The organism is Streptomyces sp. NPDC040718 (assembly GCF_055593565.1).
In genome coordinates this window covers 44,663-60,920 of sequence record NZ_JBVIXO010000002.1, presented here as the reverse complement: position 1 = coordinate 60,920, position 16,258 = coordinate 44,663, and the positions used below count along the sequence as shown (strand labels likewise).

Annotated in this window: 17 protein-coding genes; 2 read left to right on the top strand and 15 right to left on the bottom strand. The window is 71.4% G+C overall.

Annotated features, from left to right (window positions below; genetic code table 11):
* Nucleotides 1-190 precede the first annotated feature (190 nt).
* The 9 genes from ACZ597_RS05505 to ACZ597_RS05465 form a co-directional block, all read right to left on the bottom strand.
* Nucleotides 191-1,423, bottom strand: coding sequence for a PBSX family phage terminase large subunit (locus tag ACZ597_RS05505; RefSeq protein WP_471326739.1), 1,233 nt, complete (start codon nt 1,421-1,423; stop codon nt 191-193).
* Nucleotides 1,423-1,869 carry a helix-turn-helix domain-containing protein gene (locus ACZ597_RS05500; protein ID WP_471325331.1) on the bottom strand — a complete coding sequence of 149 codons (447 nt, stop codon included), beginning with the start codon at nt 1,867-1,869 and terminating at the stop codon, nt 1,423-1,425. Before ACZ597_RS05500 ends, ACZ597_RS05505 begins: the two co-directional genes overlap by 1 nt.
* A 134-nt stretch (nt 1,870-2,003) precedes the next feature.
* Nucleotides 2,004-2,780, bottom strand: coding sequence for a hypothetical protein (locus tag ACZ597_RS05495; RefSeq protein WP_471325327.1), 777 nt, complete (start codon nt 2,778-2,780; stop codon nt 2,004-2,006).
* Nucleotides 2,777-3,112 carry a hypothetical protein gene (locus tag ACZ597_RS05490; protein ID WP_471325324.1) on the bottom strand — a complete coding sequence of 112 codons (336 nt, stop codon included), beginning with the start codon at nt 3,110-3,112 and terminating at the stop codon, nt 2,777-2,779. The genes ACZ597_RS05495 and ACZ597_RS05490 overlap by 4 nt, the downstream gene beginning before the upstream one ends.
* Nucleotides 3,109-3,294: a hypothetical protein gene (locus tag ACZ597_RS05485; protein ID WP_471325321.1), complete on the bottom strand. Its 186-nt coding sequence runs from the start codon at nt 3,292-3,294 to the stop codon at nt 3,109-3,111. Before ACZ597_RS05485 ends, ACZ597_RS05490 begins: the two co-directional genes overlap by 4 nt.
* On the bottom strand, nt 3,291-3,581 hold the full coding sequence (locus ACZ597_RS05480) for a hypothetical protein (RefSeq protein WP_471325318.1): 291 nt from the start codon (nt 3,579-3,581) through the stop codon (nt 3,291-3,293). The genes ACZ597_RS05485 and ACZ597_RS05480 overlap by 4 nt, the downstream gene beginning before the upstream one ends.
* A complete protein-coding gene (locus tag ACZ597_RS05475) occupies nt 3,578-4,396 on the bottom strand; it encodes a zinc finger domain-containing protein (RefSeq protein ID WP_471325316.1) in 819 nt (272 codons plus the stop codon). The genes ACZ597_RS05480 and ACZ597_RS05475 overlap by 4 nt, the downstream gene beginning before the upstream one ends.
* Entirely contained in the window at nt 4,393-5,211 is an 819-nt protein-coding gene (locus ACZ597_RS05470; protein WP_471325313.1) for a hypothetical protein, read from the bottom strand. Before ACZ597_RS05470 ends, ACZ597_RS05475 begins: the two co-directional genes overlap by 4 nt.
* Nucleotides 5,212-5,367: 156 nt before the next feature.
* Nucleotides 5,368-6,324, bottom strand: a complete 957-nt coding sequence (locus tag ACZ597_RS05465) for a DNA cytosine methyltransferase (protein WP_471326736.1) — start codon at nt 6,322-6,324, stop codon at nt 5,368-5,370.
* 553 nt (nt 6,325-6,877) lie between these two features.
* On the opposite strand from ACZ597_RS05465, the gene ACZ597_RS05460 reads away from it, so the two are divergent.
* Nucleotides 6,878-7,330: a hypothetical protein gene (locus ACZ597_RS05460; protein ID WP_471325311.1), complete on the top strand. Its 453-nt coding sequence runs from the start codon at nt 6,878-6,880 to the stop codon at nt 7,328-7,330.
* Here the strand turns inward: ACZ597_RS05460 and ACZ597_RS05455 are convergent.
* Nucleotides 7,327-8,283, bottom strand: coding sequence for a LuxR C-terminal-related transcriptional regulator (locus ACZ597_RS05455; RefSeq protein ID WP_471325308.1), 957 nt, complete (start codon nt 8,281-8,283; stop codon nt 7,327-7,329). The two genes, ACZ597_RS05460 and ACZ597_RS05455, sit on opposite strands and share 4 nt — an antisense overlap.
* A 175-nt stretch (nt 8,284-8,458) precedes the next feature.
* On the opposite strand from ACZ597_RS05455, the gene ACZ597_RS05450 reads away from it, so the two are divergent.
* Nucleotides 8,459-8,653 (top strand): hypothetical protein, encoded by a 195-nt coding sequence (locus ACZ597_RS05450; protein ID WP_471325305.1) that lies wholly within the window; start codon nt 8,459-8,461, stop codon nt 8,651-8,653.
* Nucleotides 8,654-9,521: 868 nt separating this feature from the next.
* Here ACZ597_RS05450 and ACZ597_RS05445 read toward each other — a convergent pair.
* The 5 genes from ACZ597_RS05445 to ACZ597_RS05425 all read right to left on the bottom strand — a co-directional run bounded on the left by ACZ597_RS05445 (nt 9,522) and on the right by ACZ597_RS05425 (nt 16,152).
* On the bottom strand, nt 9,522-10,082 hold the full coding sequence (locus ACZ597_RS05445) for a hypothetical protein (protein WP_471325302.1): 561 nt from the start codon (nt 10,080-10,082) through the stop codon (nt 9,522-9,524).
* Nucleotides 10,083-10,085: 3 nt separating this feature from the next.
* Nucleotides 10,086-11,900: a DEAD/DEAH box helicase gene (locus ACZ597_RS05440; protein WP_471325299.1), complete on the bottom strand. Its 1,815-nt coding sequence runs from the start codon at nt 11,898-11,900 to the stop codon at nt 10,086-10,088.
* Nucleotides 11,901-12,328: 428 nt separating this feature from the next.
* Complete coding sequence (gene serS / locus ACZ597_RS05435; RefSeq protein ID WP_471325296.1) at nt 12,329-13,621, bottom strand: serine--tRNA ligase; 1,293 nt, start codon at nt 13,619-13,621, stop codon at nt 12,329-12,331.
* 105 nt (nt 13,622-13,726) lie between these two features.
* Nucleotides 13,727-15,475, bottom strand: a complete 1,749-nt coding sequence (locus ACZ597_RS05430) for a hypothetical protein (protein WP_471325293.1) — start codon at nt 15,473-15,475, stop codon at nt 13,727-13,729.
* Nucleotides 15,472-16,152 carry an ABC transporter ATP-binding protein gene (locus ACZ597_RS05425; RefSeq protein WP_471325290.1) on the bottom strand — a complete coding sequence of 227 codons (681 nt, stop codon included), beginning with the start codon at nt 16,150-16,152 and terminating at the stop codon, nt 15,472-15,474. Before ACZ597_RS05425 ends, ACZ597_RS05430 begins: the two co-directional genes overlap by 4 nt.
* Nucleotides 16,153-16,258 lie beyond the last annotated feature (106 nt).

Here is a 16,258-nt window from a genome sequence, read left to right as displayed (position 1 = left end):
TACTGCGGTCGCCCGCCGACCTTGAACTGCCCGTAACCGTTCGGCTTGACGTGCCCGTTCCAGTCCCAACAGCCGAGAGGGCCGGCAACGATCTTCGCGAGGAACCGGTCGGTCAGCTCGGGGCGCACCCGATCACCCCCTCATCGGTCGGGCCCGGTGCCGTGGCGGCGAGCAGGGCGTGAGCGGGAGTTCAGGCAGCGGTCGTCAGCAGCCCGCGCCACTCGTGCACGGTGCTGTGCACGACGTAGCGCAACGCGTCGACCGAGTGATCGGCCAGCTTCACCGGGCGGTCTTCGCCGCGCGCGGCTGCTTGGTCCGACCAGACGTATTCGGGGAGCTCGGCGAGCAGCCCCTCGCACGACTCATGGATGAGCAGCAGACCGGAGTCGAGGGCTGTCGCAACGCTGCGGATTCCGTCGAGCACGTCGTTCTTGGCCTTGGTCACCCCGGGGTGCCCGTCGGCCCACAACTGCGTGGAGAAGGAAGACGCCGAGGGGTCGATGAACGTCCACTCGGGCTCGATGCCCTGCTCGCCGAGCCACTCGCGTACGGCCTTGCTGTACTGCGCGTCGGTCAACTGCCGATGCTTCGCACGGGAGTCGTGGCGCCACTCGCTCGTTACATACAGCCGACCGTCGTCGCCGAGACCGAGGGTCAAGGCGGCGAAGGGATTCACCGTGCCGTAGTCCACGCCGGTCCAGTACCGGCGCATCGGGGGCAGCTCGGTCACGACGTGCCGCTGCTCGTCGTACATGTCGAAGACGCTGCCCTCGGCGACCACCCAAGCGCCGTCGATCATCCGCCGGCGCCACAGTCCGGAGTATTCGGCGGACAGGGCGGCGACGTACGCCGCGCTCAAGCTCGGGTTGTCGGCGAGGCGGAAGTGCCAGGAAGCGAGGTCGAGCTCGCTCTGCCGGTCAAGGTAATTGACCTTGAACCAGTGCCTCGGCGAGTCCGGGTTCGTGGTGCCGAGCAGCCGCGCCCCGGGCACGCTGAGCCTCGCGAGGAGCTGCGCGAAAAAGCCCTCGGGCATGAGGGTGATCTCGTCGCAGTAGGCGAGCGAGGCGGTCAAACCTCGCAGCCGGCCCTCGGCCCGAGCGTCGCTCGCGCCCACAAGGTGGACGACGCGGCCGAGGATGATCGCCGTCGTAGCGCCCCGAGTGTGGCGCACCTCGGCGGCGACTGGCCCGAACAGCTCGCGATCGGCGAGAGGTTCGAGAACGTTCCGCTCGATCGTCTGGAGACTGCGCCCGCAGATCAGGATGAGCCCGGACGCCGGCGCCCGCCGGACGGCCAGCAGGAAGGCCAGGAGCGAGGCGATCGTCTTTCCTGACCGCACGCTGCCGTGCCAACAGCAGATGCGGGCGGTCGCCTCGCGGATCGAGCGAATCTGTTTGTCGGACAGGGGCGGCGGCGAGGGGATCACCCCCCGTCGGTGTCGCCCCCCGGTTGCCCGAGCAGGGCGTCGGCGAGGCGGTCGAGCATCGAGCCCCCGGTGCTCCCGGTCCCGCTCGTGCGGGCGAGCTCGGCGACCTTGGCGTGTACCTCGGTCAGCGCTCGGGCGGCGGTCGCGTAGTCGCGTGCGTCCCGCGCGGAGTCGGCGGCGCCGACCCGCTCGACCTGATCGAGGGCACCGTCGAGGGCGTTGTCGGCGAGCTGCTCGCGTCGAGCAGCAGCGTCGGCTCGACGGGCCTCGGTGGCGGCGGCGACCCGCGCCCCGCCGCTGAACGTGAGCCCGAGCTCGGCAGCGATCTTCGAGACCGTGGCAGCGCTGCGCCCGGTCGATCGGGCGATGGCGTTGCGGGAAAGCCCCTCGAAGTGGAAGCGACGTACGGCCTCGCGGTCGGCGTCGCTGATCGGGTCGGCCACGGGATCACCTCCCGGGCATGCGAACGCCCCGTCACCGGGGGGATGGTGGCGGGGCGTTGCTGGACTGGATTCCGGGCACGCCGGAGGCGCTCCCGACTCTAGGTCACGAATGCATAACGACGCAACCCCTGATTTCAGGATGCCGACGACAGATCGACGCCGAGCGCGCCGATCAGTTCGGGAAGGTCTTCCCACTCCCACGCGCGCCGCTCGTGCTGGTCGAGAGGGACGGGCGCCGAGCACTCCCGCCCGCCCGAGCAGGTGACACTCGGCGGGCCGTCGGGGGCGCTGTGCAGGGTGAGCTCGCCGGCGCACCACGGGCACGGTTCGGGCAGGGGAGTCTCGCGCCGGTCGAGGCCGAGGGCGCGCAGCACCCGCACCTCGGCGATCCGCGCAGTACGCCGTGCCTCGTGCAGCAGGTAGAGCGGCAGCACTTCGTACGGCGGTGCGCTGATCGCGCCGTCGAGCTCGACCTCGGGGGTCGTGTCCTCGTCCAGCACCCGCCCCTCGACCCACACGCACGCCCAATGCAACCCGTGCCGCCTGCTGCCCGCCGCGCGGTGGCTGTCGGGTGCATCCGGGTCCGCGCACAGCCACGCCCGGGGGTCGCCCCGCTCGGTGTGCTGGACGGCGGCGGCGAGCGTGTCGGCGAGATCGAAGATCAGCCGCTCGACGTCCCGCCCGGCGTCGAGTGCGCCGAGGTTGAGCGGGGCGGGGTGCTCGCGCAGCACGAGGGGCGCTCGGTCCTCGACGAGCAGCTCGTCGTCGCCCTCGCGCATGGTGTGCGCGAGCTGCCGCGGCGGCCAGTGATCCGCCGGCGGTGTCTCGATCGCGAGCAGCAGGTCGGCCCACCGCCCCCGGATCACCCGCAGGGCGCGCACGGTCTCGCCCACAGCCTGTGCGTAACTCACTGGTCCCCCTTGGTGGCGAGCAGCACCTCGACCTCGGCGGCGTACTGGTCGCGCTCGGCCTCGATCTCCTGCATGGCCTGCTCGGCGGCGTCGATGCGGTGGCGCAGCCGGAGCGCGGCGGCCTGCTGCCCGCCGGCGGACTGCCGGAAGCGCTCGCACTCGGCGATCTCGGCCTCGGCCAGGTCGCGGAGTTGGCTCGCGTCCCCGGGGGTGAGAGCGCCTCGGTCGGCGCGGGCGAGCAGCAGCCGCAGCGCCGTGCGCCGCTGCTCCCGCACGCCCTCGCGGGCGGCGGTCCGGCCTCGCCGCGACCGGGCTCGGGTGGTGTCGTTCATCGGGTCTCTCCGGTCTCGGCTCGGCGGGTCGTCGAGCAGGCGGTGCAGGTGGTCGAGCAGGGGCGGCGGTCGAGGCGGCGCAGCTCGCGGTCGAGGCGGTCGTCGATCCGGACCATGTAGGCCAGGGAGGCGCCGAGCGCGAGGGCAAGCACGACCGCGAGGGCGAGCAGGGCCGAGCTCATGGGGTGTTCCCTTCGTTCGTTCGGGCGCGGCCGAGCAGCCGGGCGAGGGAGCGCCGAGCGCGCGGGATCTCCCGCGCGCGAGGCGCGACCGGTCGCGCGCCTTCGAGACGATTTCCATGAGCATCGTTGGCGTCTCGAACCACGGGAAAGCGGTCGGTCATGTGCCATCCCTCGATGGCAAGGCGGTCGGCGAGGGCGGCGACAACGGCGGTTGCGAGGTGCGGCTGCACGTCGAGCTCGTCGGTCAGATGTGCGGCGATCACTGCGCGTGCGGCGGGCGGGATCATCGGGCTTCCCCGCCGCTGGTGTGCCGAGCTCGGCTGTCTCGTCGCGGCGCGGGCGGTTGGCACATGATCCGGGCGAGCCTGATCTGTTCGGCCTCGGCCTGCTCGTCGACCCCGAGGCGAGCGACCAGAGCATCGACGCGCGAGGGGTGGACGCCGGTCAGTGGGCGCCTGCCCTTGCCGCGGTTGCGGAAGCTCGATCGGCACTGCTCGTCGATCTCGGCGAGGCAGTGGGGGCATTTCACCCCGAGCGGGTCGGGGATGCCCTCGGCGGCGAGCTGCTCGCGGTGGGCACGAGCCTTTCGGAACGGGCGCAATTCGGCGGCGACGTGGGCGGGCATGTAGCGGCGCGGTACGTCGCCGACTCCCGACATGAGCGCGGCGAGTCGTTTCTGCCCGGCGCGGTCGATCTCGGGTCGGTGGTGCGAGGGCGCGGCGTGTCCGGTCGCGACCGCGGCCCGGGTGCCGAGCAGCTCGGCCCGCCATGCCTCCGGGTTGTCGGGATCGGCGGCGGGCAGCGGGTCGGTGTGGCGGTTCATGAGCTCGGCTCGGAACGGGCCCCATGCGGCGAGCAGGTCGTGCGGCTCGATCGGCCGGTACTGTGCCGAGCGGTCGCCGCCGCGCTGTTCGTAGTAGCGGCGGGTCGCGCGGGCGGCGTCCCATGAGACGTCCGGCATGGTGGCCGGGACGTCAGCGACGGCGGCGGTCCACTCGGCGATGGTGCGGGCGGCCTGCTGCGGGTCGGCGAGGGCACGGCGCACCCGCGAGTCGAGCGTTCCGGCGAACGCGAGCAGGGCGGCGATCTGCTGCTCGTTCATGGGGTGCTCTCCTTCTGTGCAGTGATCAAGGCGAGGCCGGCGGCGAGGTTGTCGGCGTAGGCGGCGGTCGACGACGGCGCTCGGCGAGGTGCCGAGGTTGGCGGGCGGTCGAGGTCGGACCAGACCTTGAGCCAGTAGCGCGCGGCTTTCGGTGCCGCACCCGGGACGGTGCGGCGGGCGGCGAGGTCGACGAGGGCCTCGACGCCGTGCTGCTGCGTCAGCCGGTAGACGTCGCGCTGTTCCCCGAGGCCGAGTGACCACCGGACGGTGATCGAGGCTGCGGTGAGGGCGTCGTCGAGCGGGCGCAGTTCGGGAATCAGAGCGGACGAGCTCGCGCGCGGCTGCTGCTGAAGTTGTGGTGAGTAAGTAGGTACGTTCTGGGGGCCGGTTTCCGGCCCCCCGGGGGCCGATCTGCGGCCCTCCCCCGGGCCGGTGGCCGGTCCCCCCGGGGCCGATGTCCGGCCCCCCCCGGGGCCGCTCACCGGTCCCCCGGGGGCCGATTCCCGGCCCGGGTCGAAATCCGGTCCGGGGTGATCCTCGGCCCCCCTCTCATCGAGGAGCGGCAGACGATAGACCGTCTCGCCGCCGGGCCCGAGCTGTCCCTCGACGACGGCGAGCTCACCCGAGGCGAGCAGAGCGTCGACCGCATGCCGGACGGTGGAACGCGCCGCCCGGGTCCGCTTCATGAGCGCGGCCGTACCGGCGTAGGCGACGCCGTCGGCGCCGGCGCGGTCAGCTACGGCGAGCAGGACCAGACGAGCGGCGCCTCGGGCGTTGGAGTGGGTCCATACCCAATCCGTCACGGCGAGGCTCAACGGAGCGTCTCCTTACGTAAGTTGTGGAGCCGGGCGGTTCTGGTCGTCCGGCGAGGGCGGCGGGTGTGTGGAGCGGACAGCGGTCGCCGACGACGTAGCGGCGGGTGCCGAGGGCTCGGCAGTGGGCGCCGGCGGTGCCGTCCCAGAAATCGCAGATCACGCAGCGAGCCCGTGATCGTCGAGGCGGTCGAGCAGGAGGTGCAGTACGGCGACCGCTTGAGCGGGCACGACGCCGTTACCGAGCGCGCGAAGTTGTGCTGAGCGGGACAGGGCCGGAACGCCGGTCACGTGATGGTCAGGCAGTCCCATGAGCCACTCGACGAAACGAGGGTTCAGCCGTCCGCGATCGTCAGTTGGTCGGGGCGCGGGGCGAGTGAGGCGTTCCCATTGCTCGATGGCTGGGCGGAAGTCTCCCCACCCGGCGTCAGTAGGGAGCGCGGCACCATCCGGGCGACGCTCGTCACCAAGTCTTCGCCCCCCGCGCCTCGTGCTGCTCGCGCGTAGTCCGGACCCCGCACCCCGTCCGCCGCGACTGGTGTCGGCAGCAGCCGGTCCATCACCACGTTCGCGAGCCCATCCGAGAACCCGCGCCCCCGGTAGTCCCTCGCCCGCGGGGTCGGCAGGAACAGCGAGGATGAAGACGCGTTGCCGGGCGTGCGGAGCGCCGATCTCCGAAGCGCGTACGCACGCCCACGTCGCATCGAACCCGAGGCGGGCCAAGTCGCCGAGTAGGGCACCGAGTGACCGCAAAGCAGGCTGACCGCCTCGGTCTCCCAGACACCACGAGCAGGGCTCCATGTGGCTATGGGCCTGCGTCGAGAGGAGACCCGGGACATTCTCGATCACCACCAATCGGGGGCGTAGGACTTCAAGGGCTCGGGCGATGTGCAGCCATAGGCCGGAGCGGGTTCCGGGTGCGATACCGGCCATCCGGCCGGACAGCGAGACGTCGGTGCACGGGAAGCCAAAGGCGGCGATGTCGACTGGCTCGACGCTCGCCCAATCGACGGCGGCCAGGTCGCCGAGATTGGGTACGGTCGGCCAGTGATGCGCGAGGATCGCCGAGGCGCTCTCGTCGATCTCGGAGTGCCAGACAACCGAGCCGCCGAACACCTCGGTCACGGCTATGTCGAGACCGCCGTACCCCGAGCACAAGCTGCCGATCCGAGGACCGGCAGTCACTGCTCTGCGCCGCCGATGTACCGGGCATAGACGCGGTACTCGGTCACAGAACCCTCGGTCACGGTGCGTGCGACTGCTTCGAATGAGCCACGCGGTCCGTAGCTAGGCAGCCGAGCCTCACGAATCGCACGAGCAGCCGAGGCGGCACTGTCGAGGCTTGCGGGACGGCGCACAACTCCCCACACCTGCGGTCGGGATCGCAACTCGCGAGCGATGCGGAAGTGCTTGGTGTTGCGCTGTGCGGGCGGCGGCCCGAGGTACTCCACTGAACTCATGATCAACCCCCTGTGTCAACAGACGTGAACAGCCTGGTCGCGGCAAGGCAAAACCGGCAGGTAGGCTGTAAACGTTCATGAACACTTACGACCCTAGGTCGACCAAAAGTGCACGTCAACGAGATTCAGGACTGGGTGTTTCGGGTGCTGGCTGATTAGATGGCCCTCGACGTTCACGTTTGCTGACAGAGAGCGGGGGTGCCGGGGCCGTGCCCGACGCCGACATGCACGCGCCCGAGCCCGAGCTCGGCACGCCCTTTGCCGACCTCGTGCGCGAGACACGCGCAGAGCGAGAGTGGTCGTTCCGGGAGTTTGCCGAGGCGGCGGTCGACCCCGCGACCGGCTACAGCCCCTCGCACACGACGATTTGGAACATCGAGAAGGGCGCACCGGTCAAGGTGTCGCCCGCGCTCGTGCGAGCAGTCGCTGCTGTGGTGAGGCTGCCTCTTCGCGAGGTCCAGATAGCCGCCGCAGCGCAGTACATCGGCATGACGACGAGCACCTCGGGCGCAGGGGATGCACGCGCACTCCTCGCTGCCGAACCGTCGAGTGAGCGAACGGTCGTTGCCCATGTGCCGGGGCTTGACCTGACCGCAGAAGAGATGCCGCTCGTCCGTAAGTTGCTGGAGAAGATCGACCGAGCGGCGCAGCAGGCCGGCTAGTCCTGCTCGATCGCCCGCTCGCACGCACCCTCGGGGCCCATCCACCACGCGATGAGCTGATAGACCGTGGCCACGTCCAGCCGTGCCCGCATCTCCGACAGGGCCTTGCTGATTGTCTTCGAGCTGTACCCGAGGTGCTTTGCGATCTGCTGCTGATCGCGTCCGTCGCACAGCTCACGCAGAATCGTGCGCTGTAGGCCGGTCGTGATGGCCGATCGCTGTGCCGGTTCCTGCGCATGCCAGTCGAGTGCGAGCTGCCACTCTTGCTCGAACTGGGCAGCGAAGAAACCGCACGCAGCTCGATCCCGGACGACGTACGCGCCCTCAAAGCTCGGCCGGCCGTCGGCGTGGTCCTCGACGATCGCGAACTCGCGGTCAATCAGCACCAGTCGCATGAACGGACGGGTCAACGTCCGGAACTGCGCACCGCGAGCGGTGAGCAGGGAGACGCGATCCATCGCCCCCGGGTTCGAGCGGCTGCTCGTGCTGTAGAGCGTGCGCATCGCGACGCCCCTGTCGACCGCGTCGCGGTCGCGGTCCGTCGACAAGTGGATGACCTTTCGCGGCCGGGGGCCGGGCTGTGCAGTGAGGATCTCGTGCCGAGCGCCGTCGACAGCGACCGCGATTGCCGCGTTCACGCCGTCCTTGCCCTCGATCCACACCGACCCGGTGCCCGCTCCGCGGCTGCGGACACGACCGCATGCCCGCAGCTTCTCGACGAACGCGGGGATCTCGGCGAGCAGCCGCGCCGCCCCTTCGAGTTGCTGCTGTACCGAGGTCCGCAGCCGGCTCTCGATCTCGTCGGTGTCGACCGCGGCGTACCCGCTCGGCTGGAACGCGTCGGGAACGATCAGCCCAGCCCCAAGCAGGCGCCCGGCCGCCCCCTTGTCGTCGTCGGCAATCGGCTTGCCGTCGGCGATCAGGCCGTAAACACACAGCTCGGACTCAGACAACAGCGGCGCCCCCGACACACGTCCCCCTACGGTTCGGATCTTGGAACTTCCTACGTTTGACCAGGGGAAACGGTTGTTCGAAGCCCCCGGGATCGTGCAGCGTATCCCGTAGTGGAATCTATGTCGCTGGTGTATCTAAGTGGCATATCCAACATACGGGAGGGGAACCCATCAAATGATCATGAAACGAATCCGGGCAAGTGTGGTGGCGGCACTGGCGGTTGGTGCCGTGCTCGTCGGACTTTCTGCGGTCGAGGCCGAGGCCCCCGGCGCCGTCCGCGCCGACAGCTCGTGGAACTTCGCTCCGCTGCCGGTCGAGCCGACGCCCGCGGCGCCGACACCTGCGCCGGCCGACACCTCGTGGAACTAGGCGCCCCACAACGGGTGTTGTAGGCAGGACAGCGAAGGACAGGCAGAACCAAAGATAGGCGTAAATGGGGAGCGTCCGAGGAGGACGCGACCGCGGGGGGCGGTAATGATCTCTGTAATCCGAGCACCACTCGACACCGGCGTGTGGGCCGTCGCCACGACACGAGGGGAACGGGTGTACGTCGCCCTCGACGAGCAGCACATTACGGCGGCCGGCGCCCAAGCTCTCGAACAGGTGCTCAACGATCTTCGCGAACCCGGGCCGGGCGCACCGGGCGCCGAGGGTGACGCTCCTCGGGCAGCGTGACGACAAGGGCCGCACGGCTGAACCGTGCGGCCCCTTCCCTGCCCATGGCCTCACATCTGGCGCGCGTCGTGGTCCGTCGCGAAACCGCCCCCGCGGGTCGATCGAGCCTGATCAGGTGTGGCCAGCGTGTGGCCGGACTGCTCTGGACCAGTCGGCACCGGCTAGCACTCGGTCGACGCATGCAGCGCTCTGACCTGCACTTTCTGACACTAGCCGGTACCGACTGGAACCCCCCATCACGAACGATCTTGAGCTCGTAATGCGTAGGTCTCGGGTTCGAATCCCGAAGGCGGCTCTGTAGAAGCCCCAGGACTCACTCGCCGTGACCTGGGGCTTTTGCTATTTCCGAGGGTCGGTCGGAGCATGCGGCGGCGGGAGCCCGAGACCCCGTGCGTGAGCGGAGGGGCGAAGCGTTCTGCTCGGTGGGTTTCTTCGGCAGGGCCACCCGGCCGTGCTCAGCGCTGCGTGGGCATAGGCGGCGTGCCCAGCGCCTGCCGTGCCGTGCTCGGTGAAACGCTCCCGGCCGAATGCCCGGGCTTCCCTGTTGCGCGTGTCGCCGTTTTCACCCGGGGGTCGAGAAGTAGGCGGCGGGGTCGAGGGCGTTGAGGGTGATCCACCGGCGCTGGGTGCCCGCGGGGGGTGCTTCGGGGGTGTTCGGCGGGGTGTGGAAGAAGCCCTGGACTTCGAGGGCGATGCGCGGGTCGTCGTCGATGCGTCGGGCCATGTCGTAGTAGACGGCCAGCTCGTGGACGCAGCGCGGGGTGCCGGACGGGCAGGAGCAGCCGATGGTGACGAGTTTCGGCGCGGGTGCGTGGCCCGCGGCGGCGATCGCGCCGTACAGGTCGTCGGTGAGGACGGGGTGGACACCGCTCAGCCGGCGGGAGATCTCGGCCGTCGCCCCCTGCGACATCGTCGCCACCTCGATCGTCGTCAGCGTGGTGCCGCGGCCGCGGTGAACGACGGCACGCAGGGTCCGACCGTCGATCGTGATCTGCACCTTCCCGTCGCGCGCCATGCGGCGCGCGCTCGGCAGTTGGGGATCGGGGCGGGTCTGGCGCAGCGACTCGGCGAACCGGACCCAGTCCTTTCCCCACTTCGTGTAGCCGAAGTCGTTGTTGGCCATGGGTCAGCTGTCTCGCTTCCGGCGCAGGACCTCGATGAGGCGGTCGTCGTCCATACGGGTCAACTCGGCGACGCCGGATGCGTCGGCGATGTCCGACAGGGCGGACTTGCGGGAGTGCATGGCCGCGATGTGCTCCTCGACGGTGGTTCCCGTGGTCAGGGTGGTGACGGTGACGGTGCGGGTCTGGCCGATCCGGTGGACCCGGTCGGACGCCTGTGCCTCCACGGCCGGATTCCACCACCGGTTGAAGTGGATGACGTCGGCCGCGCGGGTGAGGGTGAGCCCGGTGCCGCCGGCCTTCAGGCTGAGTACGAGCATGCTCGGGCCGTCGTCGGCCTGGAACCGGCGGACGATGTCGGCCCGTTGTTGCTGGTTCAGGCCGCCGTGGAAGAACGGGGCGTCCACGCCGAACCGTTCCCGGAAGTGCCGGACCAGCAGCTCACCCGTCTGCCGGTACTGGGTGAAGACGATGGTCGGAGAGCCGTTCTCCAGGTTGTTGGCGACGATGTCGGTGCAGAGGTCGAGCTTTCCCGACCTTCCCGACAGCTCACCGAGGTCGTCCGAGATCAGGCCCGGGTGGTTGCAGACCTGCTTGAGCGCGGTCAGGACCGCCAGCACCTTGGTCTGCCGCTCGGCGCCGCTGCCGAAGCCGTCGTCGATGACCTGGTCCAGCAACCGGTCGTACAGGCGCTCCTGTTCCTCGGTGAGGTCGCAGATCAGATCGGCATGGATCTTGGGCGGGAGCGAGGTCGCGACCTGGGACTTCTTCCGCATCAGCACGACCGGCTCGATGGCCCCGCGCAGTCGGCCGGAGGCGGCGGGGGAGCCGTCCTCGATGGGCCGGACGAAGCGGCGGCGGAACTGCGTCCGGTGCCCGAACAGGTGCGGTGCGACCAGGTTGAGCAGGGCCCAGAGCTCGTCGAGGTGGTTCTCGACGGGCGTTCCGGTCAGGGCGATGCGCGCGTCGGCCGCGATGGCACGGGCGGCCTTCGACACCTGCGTACGGGGATTCTTCAGCACCTGGGCTTCGTCGAAGACCGCGGTGTGCCACTGGTGCTCCGCCAAGGCGGGGCTGTGCGTGCGGAGCGTCGGGTAGCCGGTGAGGACCACCGTTCCGCTCTCCGCCGCCTCCAGCGGTCCGCCGCGCCAGAGCACGGTCCGCAGACCGGGTGCGAACCGCGCGATCTCGTGCGCCCAGTTCCCGACCAGCGAGGTGGGGCACACCACCAGTTGCGGCCCCGCTCCGGCGCGCCCGGCGAGACAGCCGATGGTCTGGAGGGTCTTGCCGAGGCCCATCTCGTCGGCGAGCACCGCGCCGCCCTGCGCGGCGAGGGTCTCGCGCAGCCAGCTCACACCGCGCACCTGGTACGGACGCAGCCGGGCGGTGAGCGCGGTGCGCAGTTCGGCCGCGACCGCGGTGGTGTGCCGGAAGACGGCGCCGGCGTGCTCCGCCGTCGTCACGGCGACACCCGTGGCGTCGGGAACGGCGTGTGCCGCGATCGGCAGGGCGGGTTCGCCGCCCGCGATCCACGCCCGCCAGGCCTCCACCGAGCGGCCGGGTGAATCGAGGGGTGCTCCGAGGAGCCCGTCGGGCTCGATCAGCGCGCAGTCGACGTCGGACACCTTCAGCCTGCCGAGGTCCGGCGCCGGGACGGCAAGGGGGATGGTCTCGATGTCACCGACCTGCGGGGCCTCCCCCACGGTGCGTCCGGACCAGTTCCACAGGGCGAACATGTGGCGGTCCGGCAGGTAGGTCGCCTGGCTGCACGCCGGCGGGGCCGGAAGCTTCCGCCTGTTTTCCACGGCAGTGGAAGTCATGAATACCTTACGGGTGATCGGGAAAACCTGACCAGCGGACCGTAGGCAACGAAAAGGCGGCTGTCAATGCCGGAGATCCTGCGAATAGTTGCCGGTTTTCGCGGGCTGTCGAGGGCATGCCGCCAAGTGATTTGTCAATTTCCGGCACCGCTGGAACCGCTGTCCGGCCCCGCGTGTCCTTGCGGCCAGGCCAGGCCAGGCCAGGCCAGGCCAGGCCAGGCCAGGCCAGGCCAGGCCAGGCCAGGCCAGGCAGGCCCGGGCCTGGCCAGGCAGGCCCGGGCCGCAAGGAGCGAAGTCCATTTCCTGCCCGGCTTTCGGGCGAGGCGATCGGAATTCGCGGTCAGTCGGTCTCCTCTGGCGATCCGATCCGTGGACTGCGGTGCGTCCCTGGAATTCTTTCCGCGAGATGTATTGCGCGGAGGCGGCGGTTATGCCTCCGGGGTTCCGTCCGCCTTGATGCGGCGGAAGCCCAGGTACGGGACGAGGGACTCGGGCAGGACGAGGGAGCCGTCCTGCTGCTGGCACTGCTCCAGGAGCGCGGCCAGGGTGCGGCCGATGGGCAGGCCGGAGCCGTTGAGGGTGGCGACGGGCTTGGGCTTGCCGTCCTCGCCGCGGGTGCGGATGCCCGCGCGACGGGCCTGGAAGGTGCCGAAGTTCGAGACCGAGGAGATCTCCCGGTAGGTGTTCTGGCTCGGGATCCAGACCTCGATGTCGTACGTGAGCTGCGCGGAGAAGCCCGTGTCGCCGGCGGCCAGCCGGACCACGCGGTAGGCGAGGCCGAGCTCCTTCAGACAGGCCTCGGCGTGGCCGACCATCGTCTCCAGCTCGGCGTCCGCCGTCTCCGGGTCGACGATCTTGACGATCTCGACCTTGGCGAACTGGTGCTGGCGGATCAGGCCGCGGGTGTCGCGGCCGTAGGAGCCGGCCTCGGAGCGGAAGCACGGGGTGTGCGCGGTCAGGGCCAGCGGCAGCTCGGCCGGCGGGATGATCTCGTCGGCGTACAGGTTGGTCAGCGGGACCTCGGCCGTCGGGATGAGGAAGAGCTCGCGGTCGGCCACGCCCGTCTTGAACAGGTCCTCCTCGAACTTCGGCAGCTGTCCGGTGCCGGTCATCGTCTTGCGGGTGACCAGGTACGGGACCGCGTGCTCGACGTACCCGTGGCGACGGGTGTGGATGTCGAGGAAGAGCGTGGCCAGGGCCCGTTCCAGGGCGGCGCCGGCGCCGCGGGAGACCGCGAAGCGCGGGCCCGAGAGCTTCGTCGCGCGGGCGAAGTCCAGGAGGCCGGTGGCCTCGCCGAGGTCGACGTGGTCCTTCGGCTCGAAAGGGAAGGCCGGCGGGGTGCCGACGCGGCGGACCTCGACCGCGAACTCCTCCGAGTCCCCGTCGGGAGCCGCGCCGTCGGGCAGGTTGGGGATGGTCAGCAGCAGCTCGCGCAGCTCCTCCTGGACCTGCTCCTGCTCGGCCTCGACCTCGCGGATCCGGTCCTTCAGCTCTCGGGCGCGCTCCTTGAGCTCGGCGATGTCCCCGCCCTGCCTGGCCGTCTGCTGGACCTCGCTCGCCACCCGCTTGGACTCCGCCCGCAGGTCGTCGGCGGAGCGGATGCCCTGGTTGCGCCGGGACTGGAGGTCTTCCAGCCGGGACAGGTCCAGGGAGTAACCGCGACGAGCGAGCCGACGAACCGCTTCGGCACCCATTTCGATCAGGGCGCGGGCATCATGCATGAGGGAGGTCCTTCTTGTCCGGCGAGTGGGATGGGGGATACCGCGGATCGACGGTAGCAACCCCGGGCCCCTCGCCGATCTGCGATATCGCCGCGGTGAGCGCCGTCATTTGAGCCTTGTGACGAGGAAGGCGCGCAGCCTCCGTCCCGCGTGCCGACGGGGCCGCCCGGGCGGTGCGCCGTGCAGCCGGTGGGCCGTGTGCCGCGCCCACCACAGGCCCGCCGCGCCCACCAGGAGCAGCCAGCCGAGGTGGCCGGCGCCGAGCTCCTGGGCGCGTTCGACGGTGACCAGCACGGGGACGGACAGTACGAGCGCGGCCAGCGGGCCGCGCCCGTACCAGAGCCCCGTCTGGAGGGCGGCGGTGTTGCCCATGGGGGTCTCGGCGCCGACCAGCAGGTGGGTGGGGAGCGTGCCGCGGTACGAACTGACGAGTGCGGCACCCACCATGGCCGGCACCGCCGCCAGGAGCACGGCACCGCCCGGTGTCCAGCGGCCGGTGAGCCAGGCCGCGGCGTTGCCCGCGCCGAGCCAGCCGAGCATGAGGGCGCAGGGGACCCAGGAGTGCCGCAGCGCGAGGGCCCTGAACGCGTAGGGGAGGTTGGCGGAGCGGCGGGCGTCGTCGCTGTCGACGCGGGCCGGCTCCGTCAGCTGCGCGGCCGCCAGGTACTCGGCGGCGAGGGCGGCCGCGCACAGGGCGGCCTGCCCCTCCGGCGCGGCGTGGTGGGCGGCGGCGCCGAGGGCGAGGGCCGCCGTGCTCCACAGGGCCGCCCACAGCAGGCGGCCCGGGGACCGCAGCAGCCCGGTGGCGTCGCGCCAGGGCACGATCAGCCAGGCGCTGCGCGGTACGGGCAGCCGCAGCAGCGGCCTGGCCCGCTGCCCCCGCATGCCGCGGGCGGCGGAACGGGCCTGGCGCAGGTCGAGGGAGTAGACCGAGGCGGAGACGCGGAACGCGACGGTGGCGCGGCCGCGGAGGGCCTCCTCGGGGACGTCCGGGGCCTGGCGGCGGGCGAACAGCAGGGCGGCGAGCGTGAACGACGCGGACAGGGCCGTCCCGAACGCCCAGCCCGGTGTGTGGTGTCCGGCCGCGGTGACGAGCGGCTGGGCGGCCCACCCCCAGGGGCCGGACCACAGCGCCGACGTGCCGGGGGCGCCGCCGGCGCCGCGCAGTACCGCGTACGCGCAGAGCACCGCCGAGCCCGCCGCCAGCGCCCACGTGATGCCCTGGAACCGGACGGCGTTGCGGGAGACCGCGCGGTCATGGCGTTCGACGAGCAGCCCGGCGGCCACCGCGGTCAGCGCCGTCGCCGCGCCGGCCCACGCGCCCGCCGCGGTGAGCGGCAGCCAGGCGGCGGAGCCCGCGACCGAGAGCAGGTAGCCCAGCAGCCCGCCGCCGGCCAGGCCCAGCGCGGCCGCGCGGAGTACGGACGCGTGGAACCGGGGCAGCAGGAGCGGCCCGCGCAGGACGGGCAGCGGCAGCAGCCACGCGACGGTCGGCAGGTCCACGAGTACCGGGCCCCGCCAGACGGCCCCGCGGGCGGCGTGGACCACGACCAGCGCCATCAGGGCCGGCACGGCCAGGGGCAGGCCGGCCAGCAGGTGGTCCGAGGTGCTGCCGTGCCAGTCCCCGCGCCGTCCTGCCTCGGCGGCGGCGAGGAGGAGCGGTACTCCCCAGAAGGCCGTCCCCAGGGCGACGCAGTACAGCAGGAAGGCGTGGCTCCCGCGCTTGTCGCGGCGCGTCGAGGCGCGGGCCTCGTGCAGGAACGCCAGCGTCTCGTCCGTGCGCCGGCGCAGGTCGGTGTCGGTGTCGGTGTGGGTGTGGGTGCTGGGGCTGGGGCTGGGGCGGTCGGGTATCATCGGTCTCCCCTGACCGGGGTCACGGTGGCCCGTCCGTCCTCCAGGGTGAGCACGTGGTCGGCGACGGCCGCGGCCAGCCCGGCGTCATGGGTGGCGAGGAGGATCGCCGTACCCCGCCTCTTGTGCGCGCCGAGCCGCTCCGCCAGCTCCACGCGCGCCCGGGCGTCCAGCCGCTGTTCGGGCTCGTCCAGCACCAGCAGGTCGTGCGGCCGTACGAAGGCCGAGGCGAGGAGCAGGGCCTGGGTCTGCCCCGACGAGAGCGCCGAGGGCCGTGACCCGGCGTGGTCGGCGAGCCGGTGGTCGGCGAGCACCCGGTCGACCGCTCCGTCGGCGCGGCGGCCGAGTCCGTGCCCGACGGCGACCAGCATCAGGTGCTCGCGCACCGTCAGGTCCGGATAGGCCGAGCCGGCTTCCATGACGGTGGCCACTCGGGCGCGGGTGCGGGGCGAGTCCTCGTGCAGGGGCTCGCCGTCGAAGCGGACCTCGCCCGACGTGGGCTGCTCGCGGCCGCAGGCCAGCCGCAGGAGGGTCGACTTCCCTGATCCGTTGTCCCCCGTCAGTACGGTGCACTCCGCCGGCTCCAGCGCCATGGTGACCGCGCGCAGTACGCTCCGGTCCCCGTAGCTGCGGCTGACGTCGGTGAGCCGGAGCAGGCCGCCGTTCGTGGTCGCGTTCATGTGTGCCGTGCCTGCTTCGGGTCGGTGGGCGGTCGGTCCGGGTCCGCTCCGCCGGCCGCCCGCGCGGGGAGCCGTGTGCATCGACGCCGGTCGGTCCGGCGCGGGC